Raw genomic sequence first — 16,251 nt, 5'->3', positions numbered from 1 at the left:
TCACACAGACAGGGAGGGGAGCGGGCCCCCGCGAACCCCCGGGCCCTTCAGAAAGCGCCGGTTAACGCCTGAGGATCAGCGGGAAGCGCGCTGGATATAGCGCACCGGATCCTTGGCCTTGCCACCCTGAATCACTTCGAAGTGCACATGGGGACCCGTAGAGCGCCCGGTGGACCCCATCCGGGCGATAACCTGCCCCTTCTGGACGACCTGGCCTACTTCTACTTCCACTGACTTGGCGTGGGCGTACCGGGTGACAAGCCCCTCACCGTGGTCAATTTCCACCAGGTTGCCATAACCCTGACGGTCGCCTGCGAAGGTCACCACACCGGCGGCCACCGATATAATCTCACTGTCTTCCTTGCCAGCCAGGTCTACGCCGTTATGCCAGGTCCGTTTTCCAGAAAACGGATCAGAGCGATAACCGAACCGGGACGACAGCCAGCCCCAGGTAATGGGTCGGCCCGCCACAAACCGCTCGTCTTCAAGACGGCGACTGGAAATCAGGGTGTCGAGCAGGCGCAACTGCTGCTCACGATCCCGGATTTTCCGGTCCAGTTCATCGATCATGGCAGTAAGCTGTGGTGTACTGAAGGACTCGGCAGCGTCCGCTTCGTCTTCCGGGCCACCAACCGCCGGCGCCTCATCAAAGTTGAACTCGTCGCTGGCGACAGCGCCACTTTCTATAAACCGCTGTCCAAGGGCGTCAAGCCTGAGCAACCGCCCCTGCATCTCACCAAGGCGAAGGGTCATGGCATCCACCTGCTCCCGTGCATCGCGCTCAAGACGGGCCAGGGCCTGCTGCTGGTCGTCAAGGGTGCCGTGCCATTGCTCGAGGAGGAATGGGGGGACCACGGGCCGATCAGCCACCTGGGCCATTGCCGCACGGTAGCCAGCCCACGTACAAAGGGCCACCAGCGCCAGGGCGAAAAGCCCGGCAATGACCATTCCGGGGGCATGAAGCGTAAAGACTCGGGAGCGACCGTGTTTTCGACCTACAAGGATGATATTCATAATATCTGACCAAATTGACTGTGACAGACATCCCTGTCCCTGCGATCGACATCCTGTGGAGGACGGAGGAATACAATGCTCCGGAGTGGCAACGGCCCGATCATAAACCGGTGCGCACCATTAAAAGGAGACGGACTTCTTCCTTTTTGCCCACAGGCTGTTACGCTTTGTTAAAACCGCAACCGATTCTGTTACGGTTACGGAGTCCTTCTCCACCGCTGTAGTGCGATACTGGCCAATCGGCAGCGCAGTCCAGGCGCGGTGAATAGAAAATGCCGGGACGGCTAGCGATGGAAGTTGACGAGTGTATAAAATTCCTACCCATCTAGTCGAGTTACAAGCCCATTGCATCCGGTAAACCCATGAAGACCCGCCCCTCACTTTCCCTGTCTGCTGATAACCGCGACCAGCCCAGGCACCTGCGGGACCTGATGGCACGCGCAGCTCTACACCACCAGGCAGAGCAGCACATCCTGAAGGCTATGCCCGAACGGCTCGCTTCCAATGTCCGTTTTGTCAGCTACCACGATGGCGAACTGGTTCTGCAGTGCGATAACGCCACCCAGGCCAGCCAACTGAGATATCAACAGCGGGAGATCATGGCTAAGCTGCGGGAAGAGGAAGCATTCGAATTTGTCTGGAAACTGAAGGTCAAGGTACAGCCCCGGCGTTACTCCCTTAAAAAGCCGCCCGAACCCATGACGCTCAGCAAAGAAAATGCCCGGCTCCTCGAAGAGGAAGCCGGGCACACGAAGGATAAAGCTTTACGCGAGGTTCTCGAAAAACTCGCCAGTCATGCCAGCGACCAATCGGACTAAGGTTTCCTGCCTCAGGCCGGTGCCGCCAGTACAGGCTTCATATAGGAGATAGGAGCCGTGGCCTCATCATCAAAGGTCACCACTTCCCACGCATCCTCTTCAGCCCGCAGCTTGCGCAACAGCTTGTTGTTCAGGTCGTGACCGGATTTAACTCCACGGAATTCGCCGATCAGACTGTTCCCCAGCAGATACAGGTCGCCGATAGCATCCAGCACCTTGTGCTTGACGAACTCGTCATCGTAGCGCAGACCATCCTCATTCAGGATCTTGTAGTCATCCACCACGATCGCATTGTCGACACTGCCCCCCAGAGCCAGGTTCATGGCACGCAGCTTCTCGATGTCACGCATGAAACCGAAAGTACGGGCCCGGCTGACTTCCTTCACAAACGAGGTGCTGGAAAAGTCCACCGTAGCGGTCTGGGCACGACCCTTGAATACAGGGTGATCGAAGTCGATGCCGAAACTGACCTTGAAGCCCTCGAAAGGCAGGAAGGTTGCTTTCTTGTCGCCTTCTTCCAGGGTGACTTCGCGCTTGATACGGATAAAGCGCTTGGGTGCATCCTGCTCCGCGATACCTGCTGACTGCAGCAGGAACACGAAAGGACCGGCGCTGCCGTCCATGATGGGCACTTCAGCGGCACTAAGTTCCACGAAACAGTTGTCGATACCGAGGCCAGCCATGGCCGAGAGCAGGTGCTCGATCGTTGCAACCCGGACGCCATCCTTGACCAGTGTTGTCGACAGCATGGTTTCGCCCACATTTTCCGCACAGGCACGGATCTCGACCACCGGGTCAAGGTCGGTACGACGGAAAACGATCCCCGTTTCCACCGGTGCGGGCTTCAGGGTGAGATACACCTTTTCACCGGAGTGAAGGCCGACGCCAGTGGCACGAATGGTGTTTTTGAGCGTCCGTTGTCTGATCATCGGTACATATATCCGTCACAAAAGAACGATATCATCATGCAAAAAACTGCGCGGATGATACCAAAAAACGAAAGTGAATACCATTTAACCAATGGCCTCGTGACATAATCGTCATGTCTTTCGTCGTTCATGTGTATCAGGTCACAGGGCGGGCCGAAGCCCGCACCCTGCCAACCGCATTTGCAACAGATTATCAGTCAGCCTGGCGACGCAGGAATGCGGGAATATCGAGATAGTCCACGTCCTGCTCGTCTGAATCACGGCTCTGATCCACTGCCACATTGCCCTGAGATACAGCGCGACGACGCAGTACCGCCGGGCGGTCAAGCTGGTTGTAATCCGTGGTGCCGTCCAGGGTACGGGTATTGTCCACCACTTTGGTCGGCTTTTCGCGATCGCCACCCAGGCCAGTTGCAACGACGGTCACCTTCAGCTCATCGGTCATTTCCGGATCGATCACGGTACCGACAACAACCGTCGCGGAATCAGAGGCAAATTCGCGAACGATATCACCCACTTCGGAGAACTCGCCCAGGTTGAGATCCATACCCGCGGTTATGTTGACCAGGATACCCTTCGCGCCCTGCAGGTTGATGTCTTCGAGCAGCGGGCTGCGAATAGCCGCTTCCGCAGCCTCACGGGCGCGATTCTCGCCAGTGGCACGGGCTGTACCCATCATGGCCATGCCCATCTCTGACATGACCGTCTTCACGTCGGCGAAGTCAACGTTGATCATGCCGTTACGGGTGATCAGGTCGGCGATACCCTGAACCGCACCAAGCAGCACATCGTTAGCGGAACCGAACGCATCCAGCAGGCTTGTTTTCTTGCCCAGCACTGCCAGCAGCTTTTCGTTCGGGATGGTAATCAGTGAGTCAACGCTTTCTTCCAGGTCCTTGAGCCCGGATTCGGCGACGCTCATGCGCTTGCCGCCTTCGAACTGGAACGGCTTGGTCACGACCGCCACGGTCAGAATGCCCATTTCGCGGGCTACCTCGGCAACGATGGGCGCTGCGCCGGTACCGGTACCGCCGCCCATGCCTGCAGTAATAAAGACCATGTCCGCGCCCTTGATGGCATCGGCGATACGGTCACGGTCTTCCATGGCGGCCTGGCGTCCGATCTCCGGGTTCGCTCCGGCACCAAGACCCTTGGTAATGTTACCGCCGAGCTGGATCACCTGCTTGGCATCCAGGTTGTGAAGTGCCTGCGCGTCCGTGTTGGCGCAGATGAATTCAACCCCTTCCACATCGCTGTTGAGCATGTGCCGCACGGCATTACCGCCGCCACCGCCAACACCGATTACCTTGATCACAGCGTTTTGCTGGACATTATCGACTAGTTCAAACATTCCCCTTCTCCTTCGTGCTGTATTCAGCCAGTTCCCGGCTGATTATTTTCTCGAGATACCTTCGTGTGATGCGTCGTTATTCAGAAATGCCCGGTGAACCAGGCTTTCATTCGCTCCAGCAAGGAGGGCGCATCTTCCCCCTTGAGAACGGGCCCCTGTCCCAGATCCATCTGGCGGAAGCCATGGATCAGCAACCCGACGCCAGTAGCGTATATCGGGTTGTTGACCACCTCCGTCATGCCGGAGACGGCCTGCGGCGATGCAAGCCGTACTGGCATGTGGAAGATCTCCTCGGCCAGCTCCACCACCCCTTCCATGGTGGAGGAGCCACCGGTGACAACGATGCCCGCCGGCACCAGGTCCTCGAATCCACTGCGGCGCAGCTCCGACTGCACCAGGGTGAACAGCTCCTCGTATCGAGGCTCCACCACTTCCGCCAGCGCCTGGCGAGACAGATTTCGGGGCGCGCGGTCACCCACGCTGGGTACCTTGATGGTTTCTTCCGCCCCGGCCAGCTGGGTCAGGGCGCAGGCATACTTGGTCTTGATGTCTTCGGCATTCTGGGTGGGCGTGCGCAGCGCCATGGCGATGTCGTTGGTCACCTGGTCACCGGCGATGGGGATGACCGAGGTATGCCGGATCGCACCGCCAGTAAAGACCGCGATATCGGTAGTACCACCGCCGATGTCGACCATGCACACGCCCAGTTCCTTTTCGTCTTCCGTCAGAACCGAGTGCGCTGAGGCCAGTTGTTCAAGGATGATGTCATCCACTTCGAGGCCGCAGCGGCGGATGCACTTCTCAATGTTCTGTGCGGCGTTAACGGCACAGGTCACCAGGTGCACCTTGGCCTCCAGGCGAACACCGGACATGCCCAGGGGTTCCTTGATGCCTTCCTGGTTATCGATTACGAACTCCTGGGGCAGGATATGCAGGATCTTCTGGTCCGCGGGGATTGCCACTGCCTGGGCGGCGTCAATAACCCGGTCGATATCCGCCTGGGTCACTTCCCGGTCACGGATAGCCACAATGCCGTGGGAGTTGAGGCTCTTGATGTGACTGCCTGCAATACCGGCGTAGACGGAATGGATGCGGCAGCCGGCCATCAGTTCGGCCTCTTCCACGGCACGCTGTATGGCCTGCACAGTGGTTTCGATATTGACCACCACGCCCCGCTTGAGCCCGCGGGAGGCATGGGAGCCAATGCCGACCACTTCGATGGTTCCGTCCAGCTTCCGCTTGCCGACAATGGCAACGACCTTGGAGGTGCCAATATCCAGTCCGACAATCATGTTTTCCGTATCAACCGATGACATGCAGTTCACCAATAGCCATTCTATGAATTGTTGTCGGAGGCCCCGACCAGGGGCTTCCACCGCACCGCCACGCCGTTGGTATAGCGGGCATCAATCCTTTCCACCTGGTCCGCGCGGGTCGCCAGCTGCTCGCCGTAGACCGTGAGAAAGCGCTCGAACCGTTGTTCAACCTGGTCCCGCCCCAGCGCCACCTCGATACCGTTAGCCAGGGTCAACGTCCAGGCACCACGTTCTTCAAGGGTGATACCCGCAAAGCCGATTCCGTGGACGTCCAGGGTGTTCGCCATATGGCGGCCCATATCGATGACCTCCCGGGCCCGGCCTTCCGGCCCTCTCAACCTCGGCAGTTGCCCCGCCACCTCCCGGTTAGGCGGTGAGAACACTTCACCAGTGCGGCTGATCAACTGGGTATCATTCCAGTAGGCCAGCGGCTTGTGTTCACGCACTTCAACCACCAGGCCGTCCGGCCAGGCCCGCCTGACCGCCGCACTTTCCACCCAGGGGCGCTGTTCCACAGAACGCTTGATATCAGCCAGGTCAGTGGTAAAGAAGCTTTCACCCAGCCAGCGGGCTGCATGACGCTCCAGCGAGTTGCGGCTCTCTCCCTTGAGCGCACCCTGTACTTCCACATGCATGAACTGACGATCCATTGCCCCCAGTAACTGACTGGTGCCCCAGGGCAACAACGCTGCGGCGAAAAGGATCACAGCACTGATCCCCAACTTTCCCCATGGCACGCTGCCCAGGACCTGTGCAAGCACGTCCAGCAGATTCTGCTCAGGCTCGGACGAGGTCGCCCCGCGCCGCCGTGGCGGCTCGGACGGCACAAACCGGCCTCTTAGCAGCATCTGCTCAAACATCGGCGCCCTCCCCGGCTGGTAGCGTGTCCTGCAGGATTCTCACCACCAGCTCTGACATTCCGATGCCGGCGGCCTGGGCAGCCATGGGTACCAGGCTGTGGTCGGTCATGCCGGGTACGGTGTTGACCTCAAGCAACCAAAAACGACCTTCCCGGTCTTCCATGATGTCCACCCGCCCCCAGGTACGGCCGCCAATGACCCGAAAGGCTTCCACCGCCAGGTTCTGGATCAGCGCCTCCTGCCATTCGTCAAGGCCACAGGGCACCTGGTAGCGGGTATCGTCCGCCAGGTACTTGGCGTCATAGTCATAGAAATCGTGGTCCGTACTCAGGCCGATCACCGGCAGCGCCTTGTCCTGCAGGATGCTCACCGTGTATTCAGGCCCCTCAATCCATTCTTCGACGAGCACCAGGGGATCATGGCTCGCCGCGTCGCGGTAGGCGGCGATCAGTTCATCCCGGGTATGCACCTTGCGAACACCGATGCTTGAACCTTCGCGGGAGGGCTTAACGCTGAGCGGAAACCTGAGGTCAGCAACGATGGCCCCTGCCTCGTCTTCGCGATTCATTGCCCTGAATGCCGGTGTTGGCAGGCCGCAGCCAGCAAACACGAATTTGGTGCGCAACTTGTCCATGGCCAGCGCCGACGCCAGCATTTCACTACCGGTATAGGGAATGCCAGCCTGGGAAAGGATTGCCTGGAGTGTGCCGTCCTCACCGCCACGGCCGTGAAGGGCAATGAAAACCCTGTCGTAATCCGGGGTCTTTACGGTGTCCAGCAGGCAGCCCGAGACGTCGCGGGCAAAGGCATCCACGCCGGCTTCCTGGAGGGCGCGGGTCACCGCCTGGCCACTTTTGAGGGAAACTTCACGCTCCGCGGAATCGCCTCCCATAAACACAGCCACGCGGCCCAGCGCCTCCCGGGTTTGCGGGTCTACCTGATATGTCCGGTTTCTGGCCTCAGCCACGTCCAATTACTCCGTTTGCTGCAAGTTTCGCTGCCAGACCGCCGATATCACCGGCGCCCTGGGTCATCAGGAGGTCCCCCTCCTGCAGAATGTTGGCCAGCAGGGCCTCGAGGGTGTCGGCGTCCTCCACGAACACCGGATCAACCTGGCCGCGCTGCCGAATACTGCGGCACAGTGCACGACCGTCTGCACCCGGCACTGGTGCCTCTCCGGCCGGGTATACGTCCATCAGCAGGAGCGTGTCGACCTCGGACAATACCCGTACAAAATCCTCGTATAGATCGCGGGTACGGGAGTAACGATGGGGCTGGTAGAGCATCACCAGCCGGCGCCCTGGCCAGGCATCCCTTGCGGCACGGATCACAGCTTCCACCTCGGTGGGGTGGTGGCCATAATCGTCCACCAGGGTCACGGAACCCTCGCCAACGGGATAGTCGCCATAGACCTGGAAGCGGCGACCGACGCCCGCAAACCCGGCCAGCCCCCGGCAAATAGCGGCATCCTCGACACCTTCGTCGGTCGCGACTGCAATTGCGGCCAAGGCGTTCAGTACGTTGTGACGCCCGGGCATCCTCAGTTCTACCGGGAGGTCACTACGGCCACCGGGCCGCTTGACTGTGAATCGGGTACGCAGACCGTCGGACTGGATATCTTCGGCCCGGTAATCGGCATCGTTCCGCTCAATTCCGTAGGTGATAATCGCCCGTGAAATACGCGGCAGGATTTCCGTGACATAGGGGTCGTCCAGACACATAACCGCCACACCGTAGAAAGGCAGGTTGTGAAGGAATTCCACAAAGGTTTTCTTCAACTGGGCCACGTCACCGCCGTAGGTGTCCATGTGGTCTGCTTCGATATTGGTGACCACTGAAATGACCGGTGTCAGATGAAGGAAGGAAGCATCACTTTCATCGGCCTCCGCTACCAGGTACCGGGAACCACCAAGCTGGGCGTTGGTACCGGCACTATTGAGCTTGCCACCAATGACAAAGGTTGGATCGAGCCCGGCCTCGCCAAGTATCGATGCAATCAGGCTGGTGGTAGTGGTTTTGCCGTGGGTGCCGGCAACGGCTATTCCGTGGCGGTAACGCATAATCTCCGCCAGCATCTCTGCCCTGGGCACAATCGGCACACGCCTGGCCCGGGCCGAGGCGACCTCGGGGTTATCCGGGTTGACAGCGGAGGAGACCACCACCACATCGGCCGCGTCGCTGTTACTCTCCCGATGACCAATATGAATGGTCACGCCCAGTCCCTTGAGGCGGTCAGTCACGGGACTCTCTTTCAGGTCGGACCCTGACACCTGGTATCCCTGGTTCTTGAGGACTTCGGCAATGCCGCACATCCCGGCACCCCCGATACCCACAAAGTGAATGTGGCGGATACGGCGCATCTCGGGCACCTGGTATACCAGTGGCGGATTGGTCAGTTCAGACATGGGCAGCCTCCAGACAGTAATTCACGACTCTCTCCGTTGCATCGGGGCGCGCCAGCGTACGGGCTGCACCCGCCATGTCAACCAGACGCTGCGGGTTCGCCAGCAGGTCCGCCAGGGTATCCGCCAGCAGGGTTTCAGTCAGTTTGTGTTGCGGCATCAACAGCGCCGCACCGGCCCGGACCATGTAATCCGCGTTCCGGGTCTGATGGTCATCTACCGCGTGGGGGAACGGCACCAGCAACGCACCGACACCGGCGGCGCAAAGCTCGGAAATCGTCAGCGCCCCCGCCCTGCAGATCACCAGGTCCGCCCAGCCATAGGCCTCGGCCATGTCCTTGATGAATGGCTCAACGGAGGCAGTGACCCCCGCTGTTTCGTAGGCCTGCATTGCCGACTCATGGTTTCGCTCGCCACACTGATGGCGAATCTCGGGCCGCAACTCATCCGGCAACTGGGCCACCGCAGCCGGCACTTTCTCGTTGATGGCGGTGGCGCCCAGGCTGCCACCGAGCACCAACAGGCGCCGGGGACTGCCGCGGTCCGCCATCCGCTGCTCCGGCGCCGGCAAGGCAGCGACATCCGCACGCACGGGATTACCTGTGCAACGGGTAATGACCCCGGGCCCGAAGCTGCCCGGGAAGGCCTCCATAACGGTCTCGGCAAACCGGGCCAGGATACGGTTGGTCATGCCCGCGATGGCGTTCTGCTCATGGACCAGCAATGGTCGACGTGTCAGCCAGGCAGCCATGCCACCCGGACCTGTTACAAAGCCACCCATTCCAATGACGCAGTCTGGCTTGACACGGTTAACCACCCGCAACGCCTGCCAAAGCGCCCGCACCAGGCGGAACGGCGCCAGCAACAGGGCCAGGCGGCCCTTGCCACGGAGGCCGGAAACGCTGACCGTAGACAGGGGAATATCGGTATCGCCAATCAACCGTTCCTCCATGCCACCGGCAGATCCCAGCCAGTACACTTCGTGCCCCTTTTCCTGGAGCTTGCGGGCGGTAGCCAGCGCCGGAAAGACATGCCCGCCGGTCCCCCCGGCCATGACCATGAACCGTTTCATCATGATGCCCCCCTTGCCTGGCTGGGGGCGACCTGATCCGGGTTGTCGGCAGCCAGTTGCTGCTGCCGCTCCATTTCGATCCGGACCAGAATCCCGATGCTGACACACACCACCAGAAGACTGGAGCCGCCATAGCTCATCAACGGCAGTGTCAGGCCCTTGGTTGGTAACAGCCCGGTGTTCACAGCCATGTTTATCATCGCCTGCAGACCGAGCAGGAGGGTCAGACCGTAGGCAAAGCAGGCCGCAAAGCCCATTCCCTGACGTTCCGCGTTGCGGGCAATGACGAAGCCTGATAGCACCAGGACAGTGAACAGCGCAAGGATGATCATCGACCCAAGCAGGCCGAACTCCTCGGCGGTAATGGCAAAGATGAAGTCCGTATGGGCTTCCGGTAGATAGAACAGCTTCTGGATGGAGTTCCCCAGGCCAACACCGGCCCACTCACCTCGCCCAAAGGCAATCAATGACTGGGTAAGTTGATAGCCCGTGTTGTATTGATCCTGCCAGGGATCCAGGTAGCTCACCACGCGCTTGAGCCGGTAAGGCTGGGTAATAATCAGCACAGCCCCGAGAACCACGCACACAGCAATCAGTGGCATGAAGCGGGTAAGCCGAACACCACTGAGGAAGATCATCCCCAGGGCAGCCGTCATAAGCACAACGGTGGCCCCGAAATCCGGCTGGGTCACCAGCAGTGCCGATGCAACGCCCAGTACCAGGACCGGCTTGATAAAGCCCCACCAGGTGTTCACCAGTTCGTCCCGGCGCCGCACCACATAGCCGGCAAGGTAGGCAATCAGGCACAACTTGGCCACTTCCGATACCTGTACGTTGAACAGTCCCAGCGGTATCCAGCGGGTGGAGCCATTAACGGTCTTGCCCATGGGCGTCAGCACCAGCATGAGCGATGCCATGCCAATAGCCAGCAACAGCCAGCCACTGCGATACCACCAGGAAACCGGCACATTGGCGGCCGTCAGTGCCAGCGCACAACCGAGTCCGGCGAAGATAAGCTGCCGAAGCGCGTAGTAATAACTGTTACCCAGGTTGGCTGCTGCGGTATCCATGGATGCTGAAGCGATCATCACGACGCCAATCATCAACAAGGCAGCAGCACTGACGACCAGCCAGGGTAACGGCTGGGACAGGGGCCCCCGGTGCAGGTGTGACTGAACAGCGCCGGACAAATTCATCATAAGTCCCCCACTGCCTGCCGGAACCGGTCACCCCGGTCTTCATAGCCGGAGAACATATCGAAACTGGCGCAGGCGGGGGACAGAAGCACCCGGTCTCCACCCCTGGCGATCCTTGCGGCCAACGCCACAGCCTGTTCCATAGAATCAGCCTTCTCGATCTGCACATCGCCAGCCAGGGCCTGCGCAAGTCGATCCGCATCCCGCCCCAGCAGAACTGCGGCCCGGCAATGCTCCGCAACCGGCCTTGCCAGCGGGCTGAAGTCTGCACCCTTGCCGTCACCACCGGCAATCAGCACGATGCGTTCACAACCAGGGGCCAGGCTGTCCAGGGCCGCCACGGTGGCGCCCACATTGGTCCCCTTGGAATCATTAATGAACTCGACACCATTCAGGGTACGCACCGGCTCACACCGGTGTGGCAGGCCGCGAAATTCGCACACTGCCCGGACCATGGTGTCCAGTGGCCAGCCTGCAGCATGGCCCAGAGCCAGGGCGGCCATCACATTGCTGATATTGTGCAGGCCCGCCAGCTTCAGGTCCCTGGTGTTCAGGAGGTTATCGAGCCCCCAGGTGATCCACACGCCCTGGTCATCATCCCGGGTGCTGAAGGTTTCCGGATTAACTCGATGGAAGCCATAACAGGTGAAGTTCAGCGTGTCCCGAGCCATGGGCGTGCTCAGGGCATCATCCAGGTTCACCACGGCATTGCGTGCGCCCCGGAAGATTCGTTGCTTGGCCTGGTAATAGGCCATTTTAGAAGGGTATCGGTCCATGTGGTCATCGGTGACGTTGAGTACCGTAGCGACTTCGGCGTTCAGTTCGTGGGTCGTTTCCAACTGGAAGCTCGACAGTTCCAGGATGTAGACATCCGGCTTGTCAGTTAACAGGTCCAGGGCTGGCGTCCCGATGTTGCCGCCGACTGCCGCTTTGACACCACATGCCCGGGCAAGCTCACCCACCAGGGTCGTAACCGTGGTTTTACCGTTGGAGCCGGTAATCGCAATGATCGGCGCCTGTGCTGCTTCGGCGAACAGGTCAACATCTCCGCGAATGACCGCGCCCCGATCCGCAGCTGCGGCGATCGCAGGCTCACTGATGGCGATGCCCGGGCTGACGACCAGCTCGTTAAAGCCGCAAAACCACTCCCGCTCGAAGTCACCTAGCCGGACTTCCACTTCCGGCCATTGCTGCTGTAATTGCTCAAGGCCAGGTGGCCGGGCACGACTGTCGGCTACCGCCACCTCACGCCCGAGGCCGGTCAGATAGCGCACGCAGGAGAGCCCGGTCTTACCCAGGCCCACCACCAGTGTGCGACGATCCGATGCAATAACAGCCATGCTTTATTCGTTCCCTAACGCAGTTTCAGGCTGGACAGCCCGATCAATACCAGAATGACGGTAATCACCCAGAATCGGACAATCACCCGGGGCTCCGGCCAGCCCTTGAGTTCAAAGTGATGGTGCAGTGGCGCCATCCTGAAAATCCGGCGTCCGGTAAGGCGGAAAGACCCCACCTGGAGAATGACCGAGATGGTCTCCATCACGAACACCCCACCCATGATGAACAGCACGATTTCCTGACGGACAATAACCGCTACGACGCCGAGCGCTGCGCCCAGTGCGAGCGCGCCCACATCGCCCATGAACACCTGCGCCGGGTAGGTGTTGAACCAGAGAAAGCCAAGACCGGCCCCCACCAGGGCGCCACAGAAGACAATCAGCTCACCACTACCCGGCAGGTGAGGAATCAGCAGATAGTCGGCAAACTGGAAGTGGCCGGACAGATAGGCAAACACCGCCAGCGCCCCCGCCACCATGACCGTTGGCATGATGGCCAGGCCATCGAGGCCGTCCGTAAGGTTGACCGCATTACTGCTGCCGACGATGACGAAATAGGTCAGCAGGATAAACAGAACCGGCCCCAGGGTTAGCGAGACGTTCTTGAAGAAAGGCAGATAAAGCGATGTTTCCTGGGGCAGCGTAGAGCTGTAGAACAGACCCACCGCCGCAACTGCACCGATCACAGATTGCCAGAAATATTTCCAGCGTGCCGGCAGGCCCCGTGGGTTACGCTCGACGACCTTGCGGTAGTCATCCACCCAGCCAATGGCACCGAAGCCAAGGGTAACCAGCAAGGTGATCCACACATAGCGGTTAGCCAGGTCTGCCCACAAGAGCGTGCTGACCGCGACGGCAACAAGGATCAGGGCACCGCCCATCGTGGGAGTGCCCGCCTTGCTCAGGTGGGTCTGCGGGCCGTCATCCCGTACCGCCTGGCCAATCTGATACTGGCCCAGCTTGCGGATCATCATGGGACCGATCAGCAGCGATATCAGCAACGCAGTCAGGATGCCGAGAATTGCCCGCAGGGTCAGGTACTGAAACACCGTCAGTTCAGTGATATATGGCGCCAGTAGTTCTGTCAGCCAGAGCAGCATGAATTACCTACCTTTTCTTGTAACAACCTGACTGCCTGGTCCATGGCAGAACTACGGGACCCCTTGACCAGAATGGTCACTGGGCCAGTGATGTCTTTCAGCAGCCAATCCACAGCCTGCTCGTGGGTATCAAAACGTCGAGCCATGTTGCCGTAGCCAGAAACAAGGGCCTCGCAGCCCTCCCCGTTTCCCACCACCAGTAACTTCTCAATTCCGAGGGCCTGGGCGTGGGCGCCGACTTCCTGATGCAGCTTCGCGGAATCAGCACCCAGCTCGGCCATGGCACCCAGCAATCCCGCACGGGTACCGGAGGCACTGGCCAGCACGTCCAGGGCAGCCTTCATGGAGCTGGGATTGGCGTTATAACTGTCGTCGATCACCGTCACCTGGTTACTGAGCACCTTTCGCTCAAGCCGTCCAGCCGCGGATTTGACCGACGCCAGTCCGTTACGAACGGCGGCTTCCCTGGCGCCCAGTGCTTCGGCAGCGGCCATGGCCAGCAAGGCATTGGCGATATTGTGCTCACCGGGCAGGTTGACCATAAGCTCGCACTCCCGGCCGTCACTTATCGCCACCTTTACCCTGTAGCCACCATCAAAGGCCTCGAAACCTGCACAGCGATAATCAGCCTGGCCACCCTTCGCACTGACCGAAATTACCTTCCGGTTTGTCGCCCGCTGCTTCCAAACGGTAAAGGCTGGGTCGTCAAAGTTGAGAACAACCGAGCCCGCTTCCGGCACCCCGTCGATGATCTCACCCTTGGCCTGCACGATATTCTGGTAACTGCCAAACCCTTCCAGGTGGGCTTCGCCAGCATTGGTAATGACCGCCACGTCCGGCCGGGCCGCGGCAACCGTGTGCGCAATTTCGCCCAGCCCGCTGGCACCCAGTTCGATAACGGCAAAGCGGTGCTCCGGCGCCAGCCGGAAAAGGGTCAGGGGTGCACCAATGTGGTTATTGAGGTTACCGGATGTTGCGAGGGTCTCGCCCTCATTGGCCAGAATCGCGGAAAGCATTTCCTTGAGGGTGGTCTTGCCGCTACTGCCTGTGATGGCCACGACGGCCGCTGCACTCTGCTCGCGATTGAAGCGAGCGAGGTCGGCCAGGGCCTGGACCGTGTCATCGACCACCAGTTGGGGCAGTGCAACACCGGGATCTGCCTTGTCCACTATCGCGGCCACTGCGCCTGCTTTGCTGGCCGCACCCAGGAATCCGTGACCATCAAACCGGTCGCCCCGTAATGCCACAAACAGGTCACCCTGCTGCAGGTTACGGGTATCCGTTACGATCCTTTGGACCATAACGTCTGATGTCGGGGCTTCCGCACCGACAACACGGGCGAGCTCCTGCAGCCCAAACGCGCGCATCATGCAGCACCTCCGTTAAGGCCCAGCGCCTCCTGAACGTGTGCCACATCACTGAACGGCGCGCGCTTGCCATTACGCTCCTGCCAAGTCTCGTGCCCCTTGCCTGCAACCAGGACCACATCGCCGGGGCGAGCCATATCCACCGCCGAGCGAATGGCATCGCCGCGGTCGTGGATTACTCTGACCGCCTCCTTGTTTTCAAGCCCTGCCAGCATATCCTTGATGATGCTTTCGGGGGACTCGGTACGGGGATTGTCATCCGTAAGGATAATGCAGTCCGCACCTTTCTCGGCTTCCCGGGCCATGTCGGGCCGCTTGCCCCTGTCCCTGTCACCCCCGCAGCCGAATACGCAGATTAGCTGGCCGCGGGTATGGGGTCGCAAGGCTGTCAGGGCATTGGCCAGGGCATCGGCCGTGTGGGCATAGTCCACGATCACCCGGACGCCTGACGGGCCACTGAAGCTCTCCAGCCGTCCCGGTGGCGGCGTCAGCGATGGCACGGCCTTCTGTACCTGCTCCACCGACACACCAAGATTCAATACGGCGGCCACCGCCGCCAGCAAATTGCTGGCATTGAAGGTGCCCAACAGGGGAGCCGACAAGTTAAAGAGGCCCCACTGCCCGTCCACGTCAGCTTCAAAGCCATCCGGTGTCGGGGCAAACCGGGTCAACCAGAGTTCAGTCTGGGATTCGTGAAGACTGTAACGTACCCGGTCACACATGCCTTCGGTCTGTTCGAAAAGCTGGCGCCCAAACGGATCATCAAAATTGATCACCGAGAAATGCAGCCCCTCCCGGGTAAACAGGGAAGCCTTGGCCTGGCCATAGGCCTCCATCGTGCCGTGGTAATCCAGGTGGTCCCGGGTGAGGTTGGTGAATACGGCGCCGATCATTGCCACACCCTGGACCCTGCCCTGATCAAGGGCGTGGGAGGACACTTCCATAGCGACGGCCCGGGCGCCCTTGCGGGCCATCTCGAACAGTGCTCGGTTCACCTCCACCACATCTGGCGTTGTGTGGGTGGCCTCCCTCAGTTCACCCGGCATGCCATAACCCAGGGTGCCCAACACGCCACAAGGCAGCCCTGCCGCATCGAGAAGCTGGGATATAAAACTGGTTACGGAGGTCTTGCCGTTGGTCCCTGTCACCCCCACAACACGGACGCGGCGGGACGGGTGTTCAAAGAAGCGGTCAGCAATCTGCCCCAGGTGCGCACGCAGGGCTGGCACAGGCACGATAAGCGCACCCCGGTACTCATAGCAGGGAATCAATGTTTCAACGTCGAGCATGATAACGGTGGCACCGGCATCGATCGCCGCATCGACATAGTGGTCTGCTGCCGTCTGACTGCCGGGCAATGCCACGAACGCATCGCCCCTGAGGACCCGGCGACTGTCTGTTCGCAAGCCATGGATGGTGACGTCAAATACCGATGGCACCTCCACGATACCTTGCAGCAGGGTACTTAATGAGGTCATGCACATGG

The 16,251-nt window shown here is 60.2% G+C and carries 14 protein-coding genes; 1 reads left to right on the top strand and 13 read right to left on the bottom strand.

Going from position 1 to position 16,251, the window contains the following annotated elements; translation table 11 throughout:
• Positions 1 to 75: 75 nt before the first annotated feature.
• Positions 76 to 1,014 carry a M23 family metallopeptidase gene (locus LJ360_RS05745; protein WP_091853364.1) on the bottom strand — a complete coding sequence of 313 codons (939 nt, stop codon included), beginning with the start codon at positions 1,012 to 1,014 and terminating at the stop codon, positions 76 to 78.
• A gap of 362 nt (positions 1,015 to 1,376) precedes the next feature.
• On the opposite strand from LJ360_RS05745, the gene LJ360_RS05740 reads away from it, so the two are divergent.
• Complete coding sequence (locus tag LJ360_RS05740) at positions 1,377 to 1,832, top strand: DUF721 domain-containing protein (RefSeq protein ID WP_264995554.1); 456 nt, start codon at positions 1,377 to 1,379, stop codon at positions 1,830 to 1,832.
• Positions 1,833 to 1,843: 11 nt separating this feature from the next.
• Here the strand turns inward: LJ360_RS05740 and lpxC are convergent, their stop codons facing one another.
• From lpxC to LJ360_RS05680, 12 genes are all read right to left on the bottom strand, one after another.
• Positions 1,844 to 2,761 carry a UDP-3-O-acyl-N-acetylglucosamine deacetylase gene (lpxC, locus tag LJ360_RS05735; protein WP_091853367.1) on the bottom strand — a complete coding sequence of 306 codons (918 nt, stop codon included), beginning with the start codon at positions 2,759 to 2,761 and terminating at the stop codon, positions 1,844 to 1,846.
• Between the two features lie 193 nt (positions 2,762 to 2,954).
• A complete protein-coding gene (gene ftsZ, locus LJ360_RS05730; RefSeq protein WP_091853369.1) occupies positions 2,955 to 4,112 on the bottom strand; it encodes a cell division protein FtsZ in 1,158 nt (385 codons plus the stop codon).
• A gap of 80 nt (positions 4,113 to 4,192) precedes the next feature.
• Positions 4,193 to 5,428, bottom strand: coding sequence for a cell division protein FtsA (gene ftsA, locus LJ360_RS05725; protein WP_091853471.1), 1,236 nt, complete (start codon positions 5,426 to 5,428; stop codon positions 4,193 to 4,195).
• A gap of 20 nt (positions 5,429 to 5,448) precedes the next feature.
• Positions 5,449 to 6,288: a cell division protein FtsQ/DivIB gene (locus LJ360_RS05720; RefSeq protein ID WP_264995553.1), complete on the bottom strand. Its 840-nt coding sequence runs from the start codon at positions 6,286 to 6,288 to the stop codon at positions 5,449 to 5,451.
• Entirely contained in the window at positions 6,281 to 7,180 is a 900-nt protein-coding gene (locus LJ360_RS05715) for a D-alanine--D-alanine ligase (RefSeq protein WP_245742642.1), read from the bottom strand. Before LJ360_RS05715 ends, LJ360_RS05720 begins: the two co-directional genes overlap by 8 nt.
• A 67-nt stretch (positions 7,181 to 7,247) precedes the next feature.
• A complete protein-coding gene (gene murC / locus LJ360_RS05710; RefSeq protein WP_264995552.1) occupies positions 7,248 to 8,693 on the bottom strand; it encodes a UDP-N-acetylmuramate--L-alanine ligase in 1,446 nt (481 codons plus the stop codon).
• Positions 8,686 to 9,765, bottom strand: coding sequence for an undecaprenyldiphospho-muramoylpentapeptide beta-N-acetylglucosaminyltransferase (gene murG, locus LJ360_RS05705; RefSeq protein WP_091853377.1), 1,080 nt, complete (start codon positions 9,763 to 9,765; stop codon positions 8,686 to 8,688). The genes murC and murG overlap by 8 nt, the downstream gene beginning before the upstream one ends.
• Positions 9,762 to 10,958, bottom strand: coding sequence for a putative lipid II flippase FtsW (gene ftsW / locus LJ360_RS05700; protein WP_091853473.1), 1,197 nt, complete (start codon positions 10,956 to 10,958; stop codon positions 9,762 to 9,764). Before ftsW ends, murG begins: the two co-directional genes overlap by 4 nt.
• Positions 10,958 to 12,298: a UDP-N-acetylmuramoyl-L-alanine--D-glutamate ligase gene (gene murD, locus LJ360_RS05695; protein WP_264995551.1), complete on the bottom strand. Its 1,341-nt coding sequence runs from the start codon at positions 12,296 to 12,298 to the stop codon at positions 10,958 to 10,960. The genes ftsW and murD overlap by 1 nt, the downstream gene beginning before the upstream one ends.
• Before the next feature lie 14 nt (positions 12,299 to 12,312).
• Positions 12,313 to 13,398, bottom strand: coding sequence for a phospho-N-acetylmuramoyl-pentapeptide-transferase (gene mraY / locus LJ360_RS05690; RefSeq protein ID WP_091853381.1), 1,086 nt, complete (start codon positions 13,396 to 13,398; stop codon positions 12,313 to 12,315).
• The gene (locus LJ360_RS05685; RefSeq protein ID WP_264995550.1) at positions 13,383 to 14,768 is read right to left on the bottom strand and encodes a UDP-N-acetylmuramoyl-tripeptide--D-alanyl-D-alanine ligase; all 1,386 of its coding nucleotides are present in this window, start codon (positions 14,766 to 14,768) and stop codon (positions 13,383 to 13,385) included. The genes mraY and LJ360_RS05685 overlap by 16 nt, the downstream gene beginning before the upstream one ends.
• Positions 14,765 to 16,249 carry a UDP-N-acetylmuramoyl-L-alanyl-D-glutamate--2,6-diaminopimelate ligase gene (locus LJ360_RS05680; RefSeq protein ID WP_264995549.1) on the bottom strand — a complete coding sequence of 495 codons (1,485 nt, stop codon included), beginning with the start codon at positions 16,247 to 16,249 and terminating at the stop codon, positions 14,765 to 14,767. The genes LJ360_RS05685 and LJ360_RS05680 overlap by 4 nt, the downstream gene beginning before the upstream one ends.
• Between the last annotated feature and the right edge of the window lie 2 nt (positions 16,250 to 16,251).

The sequence above is a fragment of the Marinobacter sp. AN1 genome (assembly GCF_026013985.1).
GTDB classification, from domain to species: Bacteria; Pseudomonadota; Gammaproteobacteria; order Pseudomonadales; family Oleiphilaceae; genus Marinobacter; species Marinobacter segnicrescens.
This window is presented reverse-complemented; position numbering and strand designations above follow the sequence as displayed.